This window comes from Pseudoalteromonas sp. UCD-33C, assembly GCF_001306895.1.
In the GTDB taxonomy this organism is placed as follows: domain Bacteria; phylum Pseudomonadota; class Gammaproteobacteria; order Enterobacterales; family Alteromonadaceae; genus Pseudoalteromonas.
Map to the genome: position 1 here is coordinate 379,846 of NZ_LJTB01000002.1, position 15,536 is coordinate 395,381.

15 protein-coding genes are annotated in these 15,536 nt (G+C 38.0%); 2 read left to right on the plus strand and 13 right to left on the minus strand.

All coding sequences use genetic code 11. The features are described 5' to 3' along the window. Nucleotides 1-5 precede the first annotated feature (5 nt). From AOG26_RS05005 to AOG26_RS05045, 9 genes are all read right to left on the minus strand, one after another. The gene (locus AOG26_RS05005; protein ID WP_054561490.1) at nucleotides 6-326 is read right to left on the minus strand and encodes an STAS domain-containing protein; all 321 of its coding nucleotides are present in this window, start codon (nucleotides 324-326) and stop codon (nucleotides 6-8) included. A gap of 186 nt (nucleotides 327-512) precedes the next feature. Next, the gene (locus AOG26_RS05010; RefSeq protein WP_054561491.1) at nucleotides 513-2,324 is read right to left on the minus strand and encodes a sugar transferase; all 1,812 of its coding nucleotides are present in this window, start codon (nucleotides 2,322-2,324) and stop codon (nucleotides 513-515) included. Nucleotides 2,325-2,333: 9 nt separating this feature from the next. After that, nucleotides 2,334-3,413, minus strand: a complete 1,080-nt coding sequence (locus tag AOG26_RS05015) for a glycosyltransferase (RefSeq protein WP_054561492.1) — start codon at nucleotides 3,411-3,413, stop codon at nucleotides 2,334-2,336. Continuing rightward, complete coding sequence (locus AOG26_RS05020; protein ID WP_054561493.1) at nucleotides 3,410-4,885, minus strand: GumC family protein; 1,476 nt, start codon at nucleotides 4,883-4,885, stop codon at nucleotides 3,410-3,412. Before AOG26_RS05020 ends, AOG26_RS05015 begins: the two co-directional genes overlap by 4 nt. 168 nt (nucleotides 4,886-5,053) lie before the next feature. Then, nucleotides 5,054-6,190: a glycosyltransferase gene (locus AOG26_RS05025; protein WP_054561494.1), complete on the minus strand. Its 1,137-nt coding sequence runs from the start codon at nucleotides 6,188-6,190 to the stop codon at nucleotides 5,054-5,056. Further along, a complete protein-coding gene (locus AOG26_RS05030; protein ID WP_054561495.1) occupies nucleotides 6,187-6,897 on the minus strand; it encodes an acyltransferase in 711 nt (236 codons plus the stop codon). Before AOG26_RS05030 ends, AOG26_RS05025 begins: the two co-directional genes overlap by 4 nt. Beyond that, nucleotides 6,890-8,254 carry an O-antigen ligase family protein gene (locus AOG26_RS05035; protein ID WP_054561496.1) on the minus strand — a complete coding sequence of 455 codons (1,365 nt, stop codon included), beginning with the start codon at nucleotides 8,252-8,254 and terminating at the stop codon, nucleotides 6,890-6,892. The genes AOG26_RS05030 and AOG26_RS05035 overlap by 8 nt, the downstream gene beginning before the upstream one ends. Beyond that, nucleotides 8,238-9,656 carry a lipopolysaccharide biosynthesis protein gene (locus AOG26_RS05040; RefSeq protein ID WP_054561497.1) on the minus strand — a complete coding sequence of 473 codons (1,419 nt, stop codon included), beginning with the start codon at nucleotides 9,654-9,656 and terminating at the stop codon, nucleotides 8,238-8,240. The genes AOG26_RS05035 and AOG26_RS05040 overlap by 17 nt, the downstream gene beginning before the upstream one ends. Before the next feature lie 9 nt (nucleotides 9,657-9,665). Further along, nucleotides 9,666-10,817, minus strand: a complete 1,152-nt coding sequence (locus AOG26_RS05045; protein ID WP_054561498.1) for a glycosyltransferase — start codon at nucleotides 10,815-10,817, stop codon at nucleotides 9,666-9,668. 220 nt (nucleotides 10,818-11,037) lie between these two features. Between AOG26_RS05045 and AOG26_RS05050 the strand changes: the two genes are divergently transcribed. Together AOG26_RS05050 and AOG26_RS05055 are read left to right on the plus strand one after the other, a co-directional pair. After that, a complete protein-coding gene (locus AOG26_RS05050; protein WP_054561499.1) occupies nucleotides 11,038-11,955 on the plus strand; it encodes a glycosyltransferase family 2 protein in 918 nt (305 codons plus the stop codon). After that, nucleotides 11,952-12,356 carry a response regulator gene (locus AOG26_RS05055; RefSeq protein ID WP_054561500.1) on the plus strand — a complete coding sequence of 135 codons (405 nt, stop codon included), beginning with the start codon at nucleotides 11,952-11,954 and terminating at the stop codon, nucleotides 12,354-12,356. Before AOG26_RS05050 ends, AOG26_RS05055 begins: the two co-directional genes overlap by 4 nt. Here the strand turns inward: AOG26_RS05055 and AOG26_RS05060 are convergent. The 4 genes from AOG26_RS05060 to AOG26_RS05075 all read right to left on the minus strand — a co-directional run bounded on the left by AOG26_RS05060 (nucleotide 12,329) and on the right by AOG26_RS05075 (nucleotide 15,496). Beyond that, nucleotides 12,329-13,243 carry an endonuclease/exonuclease/phosphatase family protein gene (locus tag AOG26_RS05060; RefSeq protein WP_054561501.1) on the minus strand — a complete coding sequence of 305 codons (915 nt, stop codon included), beginning with the start codon at nucleotides 13,241-13,243 and terminating at the stop codon, nucleotides 12,329-12,331. The two genes, AOG26_RS05055 and AOG26_RS05060, sit on opposite strands and share 28 nt — an antisense overlap. Before the next feature lie 144 nt (nucleotides 13,244-13,387). Then, entirely contained in the window at nucleotides 13,388-13,822 is a 435-nt protein-coding gene (locus AOG26_RS05065; protein WP_054561502.1) for an acyl-CoA thioesterase, read from the minus strand. Nucleotides 13,823-13,827: 5 nt separating this feature from the next. Continuing rightward, nucleotides 13,828-14,646 carry a M23 family metallopeptidase gene (locus tag AOG26_RS05070; protein ID WP_054561503.1) on the minus strand — a complete coding sequence of 273 codons (819 nt, stop codon included), beginning with the start codon at nucleotides 14,644-14,646 and terminating at the stop codon, nucleotides 13,828-13,830. Next, nucleotides 14,639-15,496, minus strand: a complete 858-nt coding sequence (locus AOG26_RS05075) for a 6-carboxytetrahydropterin synthase (RefSeq protein ID WP_054561504.1) — start codon at nucleotides 15,494-15,496, stop codon at nucleotides 14,639-14,641. Before AOG26_RS05075 ends, AOG26_RS05070 begins: the two co-directional genes overlap by 8 nt. Between the last annotated feature and the right edge of the window lie 40 nt (nucleotides 15,497-15,536).

Consider the following 15,536-nt stretch of genomic DNA (forward strand, 5'->3'; position numbering starts at 1 on the left):
TCACCTCACGCGATATCAGCTTGTTCGATAAATGGAATCGTCTTATCAACTCTTAATAGACTCATTAATTTGTGTGGTTGCCCAGACACATTAAGCAGTGATAGTTTTTGCCCTTTTTTCTCAATTCGTTTGTATAGGAACACCATGGCACCAATGCCAGATGAATCAATAAATGTAGTAGAGCTAAAATCGAGAACCACACTTTGCTGTTTGCCGTGTGCAACTTCTTCAAACTGATCTTTAAAGCCATCGACGGCTAGACCAGAAAAGTCACTAGGTAGTGAAATTAGTTTGGTATCGTTAGAAAATGATGTGTTGTTAGCCATGATCTTCACCTTAGTTAAATTGGTTAGTCATAGTAACTAGTACAACTAAAATGCCAGTTTATAAGGTGTTGAAATTTAAAGGCTAAATGATGGGGCGATGCATAATGCAATTAACTTTTTACTGTTAATTTGCATTATGCAACGTGATTTGCTTAATTTATTTGGTAAAAAAGACGTGGATTGGTATCACTGCCCTTTGCCAGTAAAGACAACTTGTAATGTTTTAACCACAATTGAAAACTCAAGCTTCGCCCAAGCACGCGGTGATGACATACTCAGTGAATAGGCGTAATCCCAGCCAATTTTACTGCGTGCATCGTCAATGGTTTCATCGTAGCCGTTCATCACTTGAGCAAGACCAGAAATACCTGGTTTAACCCCGTAAGTACGCTGGCAAAAATAAGGAATGTCTTTTTCTAATTTACCATAAAACACAGGGCGCTCTGGTCTTGGGCCAATTAATGACATCTCGCCTTTAAGCACATTAATTAATTGCGGAAGTTCGTCAATTCGTGTTTTACGCATAAAGCGCCCTACTGCCGTTATTCTTGGATCATCTTTACTGGCCCACACAGCACCAGAACGTGACTCAGCATCAACCACCATAGAGCGAAACTTATAAACATAAAATAACTCAACGAAGTCATCTGAGCTCTCACCCACTCTAAGTTGCTTAAAGATGATAGGACCTTTAGATGTAAGCTTTATAGTCAGTGCCGCAATTAAACAAACAGGCCAAACTAGACTTAGTGCAAATAAGGCACCTGCAATATCTAAGCTTCTTTTGATGACTTTAATAACAGATTTGGTTTGTGCTTTACTCGCAGATTTTACACGTTGCCAAGGGGTGTCGAAGTAACCTTGTTCATAACGAATGATCCCCCAAAGTGCTAAAAAGTAGCTATTTAAGATGTAATTAACTTTATCGACGATAGGAATGCGTCTTTTAAAAGCGAATATAGTTTTAACCGCTTGCAGTGTGTGAAGCGATAAAATGCCTGTAGCAATCAATTGTGACCATACAGATTGCGTGACGATAGCTTCTATAAATACACAAGCATAAATACAGGCTAAAATAATTGGCATAACCCCACGTAATACTTTGTGCGAGAAAAAGTTCATACAAGTCCAACCTAAACGAGGGTTAAGTAATAAAAGCAGCGCTTTTATTTGTTGCCAATTACCGGCACCTAATCTTACTCGGCGTTTATAATCTTCACTTTGCTCATCGCATTCGCGCTCGTAAATGACTACGTCTTCATCGACAATGGCTTTACCGCCTTTACTTAAAGCTTTCATTGATAGCACGAAGTCGTCATTAATGGTGTTTTTTTCTAATTCATTTGCATACTCAGCTCGCATGGCAAACATAGCTCCTGGTACGCCAATCACAGCGCCAAGGTTTGACTCGGATTTTTTCACTTGGTTTTGGTACTGCCAGTAGGCTTTTTGCGCATCTGGTGCATTTTCATCTAAGGTGTAAACACCTGTCGAAATTGCCACTTGCGGATCACTAAATTGCTTAGCTACTTTGTTTAATGCATCAATACTCAATAAAGCACTAACATCAGTGAACAGTAAAATATCATTGTGATATTTTGCCATCCCCATCAAGGTATTTAACCCTTGTACTTTCCCTTGGTTTTCATCACGATGGTGAAAATAGCACTGCACGCCTTGCTTATGTAATACCTGCTGTGCTTTAAGAGCTTGTTGATAACTTTTATCGGTGCAACCATCAAAATAAACATGAATAGAATAATGATGAGTGTCATAAACTAGTGATGCTAAGTTATAAAGCTTTTCTGCAATATGCTGTTGTTCATTGTAAGCACACATCAAAACAGCAATATTCGGTGTGTAGTTGTCATCAAAAACGGTTTGCTTGCTTGGTTTTTGCTTTTTGCTTGCAACACACTTTAGTAATAATGGGTAGCCAATATGATGATACGCAGCAATACACATTAAAATGATAAATAATGTAGTAAAAATAGTCATGGTTGGCTCCTACACTGCTAATGCAGAATATAAATTGTCGTATTTACTACTCATGGTTCTTGCATCAGCGACTGCAATAGCATGATGACGAATGCAAAGACCATGTGGCAGTTTACATGCTCTCAAAATAGCCGGTGCAAGCTTGTTAAACTCGTTCAAAGACACAAGCTCACCTTCGTTATCGGTGACAACTTCATGAATTCCACCTACATCAGACGCTACAACTGGAATACCACATGCCATGGCTTCAATAATCGATAATGGCAAACCTTCACGCTGTGAGTATAAACACATCACGTCGATACTCGAATAAAAGGCTCGCATATCGTGAACGTTGCCTAAAAAGTGCACACGCTCGTTAAGCCCTAAATTACGTACCAAATTCATTAAAATGACTTTTTGATCGCCATCTCCAGCAAACACCATATGGTAATCTTCAGGTAAGTAATGCAATGCATGAATAAGATCTTTGTGTCCTTTACCTTCAATTAACCTTGCAGCACAGCCAACTAGCTTAACTTTGTGGGGTAAATTGAGCTGATTTCTGGCGGTTGATTGATTAATTGCGACAAAATTATCGCAATCTATACCATTTAAAATGGTGCGCTCAGGAATGATTGCCGTTTTAGCTCTAAATTCATCGGCAACAATGCGTGCATCTGCGACCCAATAAATATTCGTTAACGAGTTAAGTAACTTAGTGAAAGTACATTGCTTAACGTTATTTAAATACCAGGCATCATGAATTGTTGATATATGACGAACCGAATCACCGGTCAACGCACAAGCAAGGCCGGCATAAATAACAGGACCAACATGATGACTGTGAATAATATCGATATCATGCTCTTTTATTAATGCCTTTATCTTTGCGATAACAGAAATACTCACGCCTGGTTTTTTGTTTAAACAAATAACTCGATGGCTATATTGTTCAAGCTCTGGCCATTGCTCAAACGCAGATTGCCTGTTTCCTTCAAGAGAAACAATAATACTCGAGCTACTAAATTGACTATTTTTGAGTAAAGTAATTGCCATTTTTTCTAGGCCACCTACTTGTAGGTGTTGAACTAAGTGCATGACATTCATGATTTATCTCCTTCAATATTTCCGAAGTTAGTTTCGGCATTGACGATAGGAAGTACTGTTACCACCTCTGCGCTGGTGAGTTTTTCGATGGTTTTAATATCTTTTAAGTGACTGTCACAAAGTGCAGCAACAAATACGCTTGCACTACCTGTGAAAATCCCAAGCACAATGCCAACGATAACGGTCATCAGCATTGAGGTATTGATAGGTTGTGTTGGGCTATAAGCTCGCTCGATAGTTTTAACTTTGTCTGGTCCTTCGTATTTCACTAATTTGCCCGTAACTTTGGCCATTTCGTAACGGCTCAGCATGTCTTTATAAAGTGACTGTTTAACATCGTAATCACGCTCTAGTTTACGTAATTGTTTTTCTACATCACTGGTTACTAACAGACGTTCACTGACTAGCTGAACTTGCTCTTCGAGCATTGCAAATTCTTGTTCTTGCTGAAGTAAATTATTACGGGCCTCTTCAAGCGCAAGAAGTTGTGAAACTAAAACGCTGCTCTCTTTACCATCACCAGAAGGAAGCGTATTAACCATTTGCCATAACTGATCAAGATTCGTTGTGTCTAGCTCTTCACTAGATGCTAACAGCGCCTGTTGGCGGCTTTTTAAATTTGCAAGGGTGCGTTTTTTCTCGATAATTTTGCTATGTTTATCGGTATAGCGTGTTCTCAAAAGACTTAACTCTGATTCAGTACGAATTATCTTTTCTTCTAAATTGCCTAAAATTGGATTGGCTTGCCCTACTTTACTCACTAAGGCATTCAGTTTTGCTTTAGCCCCTGAAAGAGCAATCAGCTTTTGTTGTTTTTCACTTAGTAAGCTGTCGAAGGTTTGGCGATTGCTATGTAAAACATCGGGTAAGGTGTTACTGTTTTTGGTTTTAAAATCAGCAAGTGCCTCTTCAGATAACTCAAGTTCTTCGCGTAAACTATCCAGCTGCTTAAAGAAAAACTGCTCAGAAGTATCAAGTGATGCCTTTGTTGGTGCTAATAAACGTTCAATAAATTTTTCTACCACCTTTTCAAGCACTGGCTTCATTTGTGATTGGTCATGCCAAATAAAGTTAATGCGGACCAGCTCATCACCAATTAACGAAAGTGATAGTGCTTTAGATAATTTTTGATGGATTTCTTCAACTTGCTTTGGCGTAGCATCTTCAGCTATTAATTGGGTTTCTTTTGCTACTGCAATAAGTACCTTGCGGCTTATAACTAAGGTACGCAGTGCTGCCATACGGTCAGAAAGCTGAAACGAGAAAGACAGATCATCTAAGTAAGGATTAAGTAGTGCTGACTCTTCAATTAAGATGGTAGCGTGATTGGTATATTGTTTTTGAGCAGATAAACCAAGTGCAATGACGACGATTGGCACAATGCAAAACGGAATAATAAAGAGCTTAATACGCGTGTAAAGCGCATAAAGCCCTAAATAAATTAACCGTTTGATCTGCTCTTTAACTAACATACTTTACCTTTTGCTTTGCATTTTGCGAAATTGCTCGGTTTTAATTTGCAAATTGATAAAAACAACCGAGATTTCTATAGATAGTTAGTTAATTGCAGTTAATGAGCCAAAATGAAAAAGCCGCATCTTGTAGCGATACAAGATGCGGCTTTGGGTTGAAAGGTTTATTTAGCAAAACCTAAGTTGTTTACAGACTAGCTTGGCTTTTGCTTGCCAGCTATGATCACTTGCCTGCTGAGATTGGTTGGCTCGCCAATTTAAGTTGTTTGATTTACTTAGGCTTACAGCATAGTCTAATCGCTCAATAAAGCCCTGGTGGTTGTCTGCTATTAATATGGTCTCTTGGTACGGATTAACCGCAGCAAAGCGTGTTGTCACAATTGGTGTGCCTGTGGCTATGTATTCTTTTAATTTAAGTGGATCACAGGCCCTGATCTGCTCATTATCAACAAATGGCAAGATAGATACCTGCCAATGCTGAGAAAATGAAGCTAAACGATCATGCTCTACAGCCTGTATATGGGTTACATTGTCTAACTTGAGTAGATCAGAGAAGTCTTCGACAAGGTGGCCTATAAATACTAATTGATACTCAGGCCTATCTTTAGCTAGCCTTAACAATAAGGCTTTATCAAGCCAAGCATTCAAGGAACCATAGAAACCAATAATTGGTTTGCTTATTTGCTCAAGTTCAACGGCTTTTGTGGTTTGCGTAGTAAAAAGCTCTAAATCGACACCATGAGAAAGCATTTTAACTTTAGATTTCGGCATTTTGTTGGCAAGAAACTCACTCACAACATAGATGGTGTCAGCTTTTTCGATAAGGTCACTTTCAAAAGGCGCGACCATTTTATGATCAACCCCCGCAAGTGCAGAGAAGTCATCACCACAATAATAAATTACCTTATCTTGCTCTCGCGGTGAAATTAGACTAATTGCAGTAGGCACACTAAGCCAATAAACAATTGGCTCATCATCTATGAAACCTTTTCGATTAAAAATCCATTTATTAAATAGCCTTACTATAACGTTATCGTGCCAGGGTAAAACCGCTAATGTGTGTGATGTTAAATTAATGTTTTGGCTAGTATTCGTTGTTTTAGCATTTGACCCTGTGCGCTTTGATAAAAAAAGGCTTTTTAATTTATTAAAAACTCGTTTCACATCAATCAAGCGAAATGTTGGTTTTCGCATACCAATCGAGTTAATCCAAATAACATGATGTTGTTTTGATAGTTGTTTAAATAGGTGCTGTGTACTACTTGGGTGACTTTGCCAGTCTTCACCGAATACAATAAATTTCATAGCGTCCCCTCCAGCTGTTTAACAATTTTTGCTGGATTGCCAGCAACAATAGTATTTGCTGGGACATCTTTAGTAACTACCGCGCTTGCAGCAACTATAGCACCCTCGCCTATTGTTACACCTGCAAGCACAGTTGCGCCGGTGCCTATCCAAGCGCCTTGTTTGATAATGATATCGCCAACTTGGCATTCATCATCAGGCTCGCCTAGAGCACGTCTTTCAGAGTTTAGAGGGTGACCAGGAAAACCTGCTAAAAATACACGACCAGCAAGGCGAACATCATCTTCTAAAACAATTTTTCGTCCAACAGAAAACGCATTTTGCCAACCAATATCTACATTACTGCCAATTATAAGTTTGGGTGTGTTATTACCATGACTACGCCCACAAAAAGTACTGATGCCACTAATTCGTGTGTTGTCATTACAGCTAATTTCAAGTTTTCCTAAAATTTGCGGCATACCAGAATATAGGTATAAATTTGCTTTTGAGCCCTTGATTTGGCTTTTAAATAGTGGTGTGTAATAAAAAATGCGCCCTAGCTCACTCACTACTGTTTTAACCAATAAATGCAATTTATATATAAATGAATGAATACCTGGGATAACCCACATTTGCGGATTGCGAATCGATTTCGCAAATTGAAAAAGTGATTTTGCAAATGGGCTGTCACTTGATTTAAGCCATTGTTTAATATTTTCACTCATGTGAGCTCTCCCTTTGTTTATCGATTACAAGCTTTTCTAATGCAATAGTTAAAGCAAGAATGATATAAATAGGCCATGTAAATGCCTGAGTTAAAAAGGTGCCTGACACCATAAAGCCAATTAGGCCGCCCTTTAGAGCTTTCGCATTTACATCTATTTGTTTGTCATTAATCTGTTTATTCATTAAGAACACACGGTTCAAGGTGCGATAAATACAGGCAATCACTAATACAAAAATGCATATTCCTACGATTCCCGTTTCACCTAATACCTGAAACCACGTACTGTGTACTGCATGATTCTTGCCATCCCAATGAGGGCTGTAGAAATAGTAATTAACGACAAAGTTATTAACCCCAACCCCTGTTAATGGATTATGTATTGCCATATTGATTGCAGCTTGCCATGCGTAAATACGGCCCATAGCAGATTCATCAACACCGCCCTCATGGGAGCCGCCACTTTGTCTATCTGCAATACCTGCAAAAGCAACCATGGCTAACATGCCCACGGCACCAATGCAGCCGACCACTACAGGATTTTTAACTTTCTGGTAAATAAAGAAACTAAGTACAGCAGCAATGCCAAGTAAGCCTCCTCGGCTTTGTGTTGCAATAACACCGCTGATTGCGATAACTAAGCAAATAAATGCAATGATGCGTCTAAATTTATGGGCACTTGAATCAAATACTTCAGCAGCTAAAAAAGACACGGGAAACATCATTACAAGTGATAAATCGTTAGGATCACCAAGTTGTGAGCGAAGTTCTCGCGAAATAGTGACGCGGGTACCTTCTACTAGGCCAATACCATTCATTTTGTTACTCAGGGCAACTAAAGCAATGGCGGCACCTGAGATCATGATGCCAATTCTAACCACATTAAAATGCTTTAATGTGCTCATCCACCACGAGATTGCAAATACCATAATGAGTACTTTTGTTAGTACACCTGACCAGTACTCCATCGCTAAACCCCGATTTGAGGCACTAAAAACGCAAACAGTTAGCCAAATAAACCAAACAAAAAATATCAGATGATTGGTATGCCAATGTGGCTTTAATTTTTGTGAGATAAACAGGTGCCAAGCTATTCCCAATAACGACGCAAGCGCGAGTAACTTAGGAATTTTAAAAGGCATTAAAAAAGGAAAAGCTTCGTGTAATCGAAAGTAGCTAAATAAAATAAACAAAATTATAAAAGCCACACTTACCTTTACTGCAGTGAAAGCGGCAAAAGGTAATAGCAGCAATGCAAATACTGCTATTGGGCCCAAAATGGCATAGGTAACAACCACAAGTAAGGTTACTAAAATGCCATTAATGAATAACTGATTTTGTTTATAGTAATTGAGCATAGTGATGCTCCTTCATTAAGCTTTTTATTACTTGCTTAATTAATGCTCTATATTGATAAGCCATACCAACAATATAGATAAAACATACAATCCATTTAGCCAAACTTAGTTCGCTAAACTGTAAAGTGATCAGTGTTATAGAGCCTAATGCTAACCAGCTTGGTATTAATGCTGCAAAATTTAGCTTTAGAGGTTCGAAATGCTGACTAACTGAGTAAAGGCAAACTAATTTAAAACTTTGCATAATGATTAGCGCCAAAATAGCGCCTTCAACACCAAGTTTTGGCACTAAAAAGTACAGCAGGCTAAGGCCTAAAAGTGCCGTAAAGAAATTTATAATTGATACAAACACACCATTTTTATGCATGTAGCAACCAATATTAAAAATATCGCTGTGATGGCGTATGGCAACAACAATAATCAACAGAATCAGCCAGCTATCTTTGCCATGGTATTCAGCAGGAAGTACTGAGTTTAATGCGATTGGTGCCAATAAACTCATTAAAACACACATAGCTAAGCCTGCATTTAATGAGGTTATTGCATAATTTTGATATTGCGTTTTATCTTGCTTAATTAAGCTAAAACGTTTGGCGAACCACCAAAGCCTAATCGGCTCAAATGTGAACGAAGTTATAATGGCAAATTGCGCTGCAACGTAATAACTCGCTAAAACACTCTCGTTAAATTCGGCAACGATAAACCAGTTTTCAGCCCCATTACCGGCATAAACAAACAAACCTGATGCGATAATTGAAGTTAAGAATACAGTCTGTGATTTTTTTATTCTCCAGCTAAAGCGAGAATAGCTCACTTTAAGTGCACTTCGCATATCACTTAAGGTTAAACACATAATAATGAACGTGCAGACAACACCTGAAACCATTACACCGGTTACATTAAAACCAAGAAATAACAAAGTGATTGTTAAACAAGTTTGTATGACAGCATGCGCAATACTATAAAAACAATACTTTTGCGCGTAACCAAATAACCGGTAGTAGGTGTACGGGATAGCAAGTACCGAGGCAAAAGTTAAATTTAAAATAAGTAACCTAAAATCAATCACCTTTATTTGCGCAGGTAAGGTTGCAATAATTTGCTCGCTAAATATAAAGCTACAGCCTAAAAAAAGCGCACTAAAACAGATTGTTAATACCAGAGAGTCTCTAAATAACGCCATTTTTTCACGAAAAGATGGGTACTGTTGTTTTAGTAGTAGCTCAGGTAAACCAAGAGAAACCACTAAAGAGCATAGCGCTGACATGGTTACTAAGAAGTTCAGCTCACCAAACTCGCTCTTTTCTAAAAAGCGAGTTGTAATTGGTAAAAGTAAAAAGCCAAACCCTTTTACTGCAAAAATAGCTAAAGCAAAGTAACCAATTTGTTTTAAGTTACTCATAAAACCTCCCTATAATGATTCAACCCATTTGGAAAGTTGCTTAGCTTGCTTAACTGCGTTGTAATGCTCGTTAACATGTTGCTTAGCATTTTGACCAAGTAGATAACGCTTATGTGGAGATAATTGGTGAAATTTATAAAGCATTTTGCTGAGTCCTGAGATACTACCTGGCATACATTTCATACCAACACTTGGGGTTACAATTTCGTTTGCTCCCATTAAGGTGGTTGTGAGAACAGGAAGGCCACAAGCCATGGCTTCTTTTAAAACTAACGGGCCTGTATCACGGTCGCCATTTTCTGCGACGCAAAAAGGGGCGATAAGCGCAGAATAATAAATTAGGTTTGAGCTAACCCAATCATGAGGTTTTTCACCTAGAAAGCGTATAGATTTACGAATACCAAGCTCTTCAGCCATATACATTAAATCGTTAAGCATTGGCCCGTCCCCTACTATATCTAGGGTTATACCAAACTCTTTTGGAATATGCTTAAGTGCCGGTAATAGGAATTGCAGCCCTTTCTTTTCGACTAGACGACCGATAAAAATTAAACGAACAGATTCATTTAGGGACGATGGTACAAACTTAAATTGGCTAGTATCGATACCACAATGCAACAATTTAACATTGCTCTTCGAAAAGCGTTTAAATTGCATAGCCATTTCTTCACAAACTGCTATTGAAAAATCACAAAGAGCTAATTTAGGTTTTAAGTCTGCGTTGTTTACGTAAACATCATGGCCATGACCAATAGAAGATACTGTAATGTCAGCAAGTTTTGCCGCAACGATCCCGTATGCAAGAGGCCCATGCATAAAATGGCAATGTAAATGATCTATCTTTGCAGCTTTTATATAACGTGCAATTTGATAACCATAAGCAAGCAACGATTGTGTTGAAATTGATTTAAATTGAGCTGCAGTATGCGTTGCCCTTGCTAACTTATAAATGTTAAACATAAAAGGTAAGATTGATTTAAAAGCAGGCTTAGTGATTTTTTTAACTTCAATGGAACTGGTTAAGTTAATCATCACACTGGTTTTTTCAAATGTAAGAACTGTCACCTTATGCCCTGCATTTAGAAGAGCTTTAATTTCCGTTACAACAAATGTTTCAGATGCAATTGGAAAGCTTGGAACCAAAATAGCAATGTGCTTCATAAAAACGCTCCTATAAAAACTGTTATAAGAGCTATGGCAAGTTCCATACCCAGCAAAAAAACCGAAATATTCCCGAATTGAGATAAAAAATTAGCGAAGATTTGCAAAATGCAACGCACAAAGAGAAAAGGCTGAGTAATTTCACAGAAAATACAGATTTAAAGCTGGCGTCTAAATTGCGTATCCTTTACTACGTGAAGAAATGCTATTGGAGCATATTATGAACAGCCAAGTCAGTATTATCACTCCTAACTACAACTGTTTTCAGTATCTAGATACCTGTATTAACAGCATTTACCAGCAAAAAAATGTTAATTTCGAAATTATTATTGTTGATGATGGCTCTACAGATGGCAGTAAAGAATACCTTGAGCAACTTGCTGCTGACAAAAGTGAAGTACGCATATTTAGCCAACAAAGAAAAGGCGTTGTCGCTGCTCGTAACCTTGCAATTACGCAAGCAAAGTCAGAGTACGTAGCTTTTTTAGATGCCGATGATTATTGGTCAGCCGATAAACTTGCAGCTCAGTTAGCATTTCATAAAAAACATCCAGACTGTGTTTTAAGTTTTACTGACTACATGCATTTTAATGAAAACAACGAAGATATAATTGGCTGTTTTGATTATTGGCCCGAATTTAAATGCAATAAAGAAAACACAGACTTCCAGTTTCTAGATAATCCAATAAGCCAAATGATCACAACCAATATCGTTGGGACTTCGTCGGTCATGGTTAAACGTTCAACCATTGTTGATGTGGGTGGTTTTGACAATAAGTTAAGTAGCGCTACCGATTTAGATTGCTGGTTAAAAATAGCAAAAAAAGGTTATGTAGGTTATTCAACGCTGTGTGCAATGCACTATCTAATGCGTGCTAACTCTATAACATCAAATAGGGAAAATAGACTAGCGGCTATGGTTGAAATTATTAATCGTAACCAATCTGTTGTATCAAACAATGAACTTAAAAAAATCAAAGCACGTTTAAGTGAATGTTATGGCGAGTTCTATCGTGAACTTGGTCAGTATTCAAAAGCACTTATCTATTCGAATAAAGCCTTTTGGCTATTCCCTCATAAACGAAACTTTAAACATATGCTCTATGACTTGAAGCACTTATTTGGAGCACATTCATGAGAAAAAACATTGTAATCATCGATGATGATGAAGCAATTTTAAGGTCGCTAAAACGATTATTAGGTACTAATAACCATGTAATTTGTTTCAGCGACCCTCTATCGGCAATTGAGTATGCGAAACAGAACCCAATTAGTTTAGTCATTTGTGATCTGTTGATGCCTGCAATCAGTGGTTTTGCTGTTTTAGAGGACATTAAATTGCTACAGCCGAACTGCTCTCGCCTTTTGATTACCGGCTATGCAGAGCTAGAAGCTTCTAAAAGTGCGCTTAACAATAATATAGCTAATATGATTACCGCAAAACCTTGGGATAACTTTGAGCTAACTATGCTGGTTGATATATTAATTGAAAATAGTCACCTTAAATTTAATCAATGCGTAGAAAATGTGAGTTCATAGTGCAGCAGTTTGTGGTCGCTGCCGTTTACAGAGTTAACACTAACATTAGATAAAGAAACATCTTCACTCACTAAACAATGATCTATTGGTAAACCCAAAACTTTTAAATCACTTAGCTGGTTTTTTAAAGACCAAGATGTATAAAAACCTGCGTGATTAAAACAACTGCTTTTAATACTCATAAAGTATCGTGACCAAGGTACTGTATTAAAATCACCAGCAACTAACCAACTCCCCTTTAACTTTTTAATTTCTGAAGCAACTTCACTTAAAACTAAGTTTCTCTGACTCCACAAATTTTGAGTTCTAGGTGATGGAGGATGTAAAAACACACTATTTAACATAACGTTATTATGTAAAAAGCTAAGCTTTACGTAGCCAAGCTTAGGATTATCAAAGCGTTTAATTTGCCTTTGTACGATTGGAAGTTTTGATAGAACAATAATGCCAAATGGCGCCCCTTCAACTTCAGCATAACCAAATAAATGATATTTAGAGTTTAGCTCATCAAGCACATGCCGCTGCGTATCATTGAATTCAAACAGTACTAAGATATCATTTTGCGCATTTATAAATTGGCTAGTGATGATATTTGCTAAGTTAGGGTTACTATATTGCAAATTTACCTGGGCGATTTTGATATCTGTGTTTTGAGTCGTTTCAGATGATGAGTAAGGTTTAAAATGAAATATTACTAAGCAAATACTTAGAGCAATTAAACTGAGAGATAGTTTTTTGTTCCACCACAACAAAAAAAATGCAGGTAAAAAACTACATACAATCAGCAACCCTCGTAAAGCGGCCGCCAAATCGAATAAGTAACCATCGAATTGATTAAATGCTAACACTAATATAGCTATATAACAGAATAAAAATATTAAACGCATCGCTCCCCTCCTCTGATAACTTATAGCTGCATATTTTGCTCTTTGCTGAGATATGCTTAAATCAAATATAGTATGATGTGTTCTTGTTGTGTATTAAATTAAGCACCCGAAGGTACTTAATTTATTTAAAACTCACTGTAAGTCTTATTCGAATCCGTTGATCATTTTGTCGCACACTACCGGAGTTGGTCTGTGGTTATCATCAACAGCAACAAACGTAAAGCTACCAGAAATAGCTAAGTGTTTATCGTCTTTGTGCATTGTTTCTAAGAAGATTTCAACATCTACTTTAAGGCTAGTGTTACCTACGTGTACAACTTTAGAAATAAGCTCTGCAAATGTACCAGCCGGAATGGCTTCTTTAAAATCAACACGGTCAGACGAAATCGTTACAAGTGGCTTACGGCAAAAACGTGTAGCAGCAATAAACGCTACTTCATCCATCCATGCCAACGCGTCACCGCCAAACAAAGTATTGTGGTGGTTAGTACGGCCAGGAAAAACTGTTTTTGTTACCGACGTTGTTGAGTCAGCAATACGCTTTGCAATAATAGCGTCACGATCGATTTGTTGTGTCATAGTCTCTACTTTTTATTAGCTAATGTGTCTTGCATCATTAGCGCAGGGTCAAGGCGTTCATTTTTCCAATTAAAACGCCAGTCTAAATGAGGGCCAGTTACGCGACCGGTCGCACCGATCTCGGCAATTTTATCGCCACGCTTAATTTCGTCACCTACTTTTACATCTAATTTGCTTAAATGAATATAAGTAGAGGTAACACCATGGCCATGGTCAAGAATCAGGGTACCACCAGAGTAATATAAGTCAGCATCAGCAAAAACAACTGTGCCGCTCACTGGTGCATACACTGGGCTACCCGTTTTATTGGCAATGTCTAAACCAAAGTGCGGACGGCGGGGTTCACCATTAAAGTAACGCTGGCTCCCATAAACACCTGAAATGCGCCCCGTTGCCGGCTTATAAACAGGGTCTAAAAAGTACCTTAAGTCAGAATTGACTTGCCTAGCTTTACGTACAGCTACAGCTTCACGGCTAATACGCTCAGACACTTCTTTAGGTGGCGAAACATATTTTTTAGCTACACCGGTGATTTTATCAATTTTGTAATCACGCTTAGTGATCACAATTGCTTGTTCGTGGCTTACACCAGCACTATCAACCCAAGAAAGGCTATGATTTGTCTTGGCATCACGACCAAAGCCAAATACAAACTCACCATTTGTTGAAAGCTTAAGAGGCTCACCATTGAAGCTAACACTTTTAGCGCCATCAATTTGGCCTGTTACTAAACCGCCTTGAGTTAAATGTCCTTTTAATTCAACAGCACTTGCAGTTAAAGAAAACAATCCTGCAAATGCTGCTATAAATAATCCTTTACGCATAACTGATTGACCCCTTGCCAACCCCTTCGTAAGCTGTAATTTTAACTTCTGAATCAGGGTATTGGTTTTTAACTTGTGAACTTAAGTAGTCTGCAATGCACTCAACCGTAGTATCGCAAGGTAAAATGTCGCAGCGTGATTTGTCTATCGCCATTTCAAAATAGCCCTGCTGTGATGTGTAAGCAAAGCACACATCGTTCTCTTGTGCAGTTACATGCTTAAGGTCTGATTTATTGATTTCATCTTCAGCTGTTGCTAGATAAATGTCTTCCCATTTATCTGCCCACTCTTTTTGTAAGCGAGGCATAGCCATACCATCAAGGCTAATACCAATCTGAGAGCGATGACCATGAATAATACGCTGACAATTACCATCGTGCTTTTTAAGACCATGGCTGTAATGATAATAAAAACTTTGGCTATGCTCTGGGTATAAATTAATTTCAATCTTTTCGATGTTGCCAGGGAGCTCAGGCATAATAGTTTTAATTAAAAACTCAGTTACAGATTTTTCATCAATAACATCAGCATCGATTAAACAGTATGCTTGGTTAGGAGCACTCATAGCTAAGTGATAATTATCACCGAAGTGACAATCTAGCACGCTGTGCTCAGCATGCTGTTTTAGTGAACCGCTTAGAGAAGCTGGCACAGCAAGTTTATGGTCGATACAGTTATCAATAATGCCCTTGATTTGCTTTTTAACTAAGCCAAAATCAAGCACCATCGACTCATCATTTAATTGACCGTGCAGAGTTAAATCCACAATCCAGCTCTCGCCAACTGCGCCGCGTTTATTACACAAGTAAGAAAAATCAATCACTGTCAGTGAGTTTACAAAAAGGATCATAAATTTCCTTTAGACTGGTTAAAGAATCACAGCAATTATA

Coding starts and splice junctions, on each gene's coding strand:
- AOG26_RS05005 (WP_054561490.1), bottom strand. CDS start 326: ATGGCTAACAACACATCATTTTCTAACGATACCAAACTAATTTCACTA.
- AOG26_RS05010 (WP_054561491.1), bottom strand. CDS start 2,324: ATGACTATTTTTACTACATTATTTATCATTTTAATGTGTATTGCTGCG.
- AOG26_RS05015 (WP_054561492.1), bottom strand. CDS start 3,413: ATGAATGTCATGCACTTAGTTCAACACCTACAAGTAGGTGGCCTAGAA.
- AOG26_RS05020 (WP_054561493.1), bottom strand. CDS start 4,885: ATGTTAGTTAAAGAGCAGATCAAACGGTTAATTTATTTAGGGCTTTAT.
- AOG26_RS05025 (WP_054561494.1), bottom strand. CDS start 6,190: ATGAAATTTATTGTATTCGGTGAAGACTGGCAAAGTCACCCAAGTAGT.
- AOG26_RS05030 (WP_054561495.1), bottom strand. CDS start 6,897: ATGAGTGAAAATATTAAACAATGGCTTAAATCAAGTGACAGCCCATTT.
- AOG26_RS05035 (WP_054561496.1), bottom strand. CDS start 8,254: ATGCTCAATTACTATAAACAAAATCAGTTATTCATTAATGGCATTTTA.
- AOG26_RS05040 (WP_054561497.1), bottom strand. CDS start 9,656: ATGAGTAACTTAAAACAAATTGGTTACTTTGCTTTAGCTATTTTTGCA.
- AOG26_RS05045 (WP_054561498.1), bottom strand. CDS start 10,817: ATGAAGCACATTGCTATTTTGGTTCCAAGCTTTCCAATTGCATCTGAA.
- AOG26_RS05050 (WP_054561499.1), top strand. CDS start 11,038: ATGAACAGCCAAGTCAGTATTATCACTCCTAACTACAACTGTTTTCAG.
- AOG26_RS05055 (WP_054561500.1), top strand. CDS start 11,952: ATGAGAAAAAACATTGTAATCATCGATGATGATGAAGCAATTTTAAGG.
- AOG26_RS05060 (WP_054561501.1), bottom strand. CDS start 13,243: ATGCGTTTAATATTTTTATTCTGTTATATAGCTATATTAGTGTTAGCA.
- AOG26_RS05065 (WP_054561502.1), bottom strand. CDS start 13,822: ATGACACAACAAATCGATCGTGACGCTATTATTGCAAAGCGTATTGCT.
- AOG26_RS05070 (WP_054561503.1), bottom strand. CDS start 14,646: ATGCGTAAAGGATTATTTATAGCAGCATTTGCAGGATTGTTTTCTTTA.
- AOG26_RS05075 (WP_054561504.1), bottom strand. CDS start 15,496: ATGATCCTTTTTGTAAACTCACTGACAGTGATTGATTTTTCTTACTTG.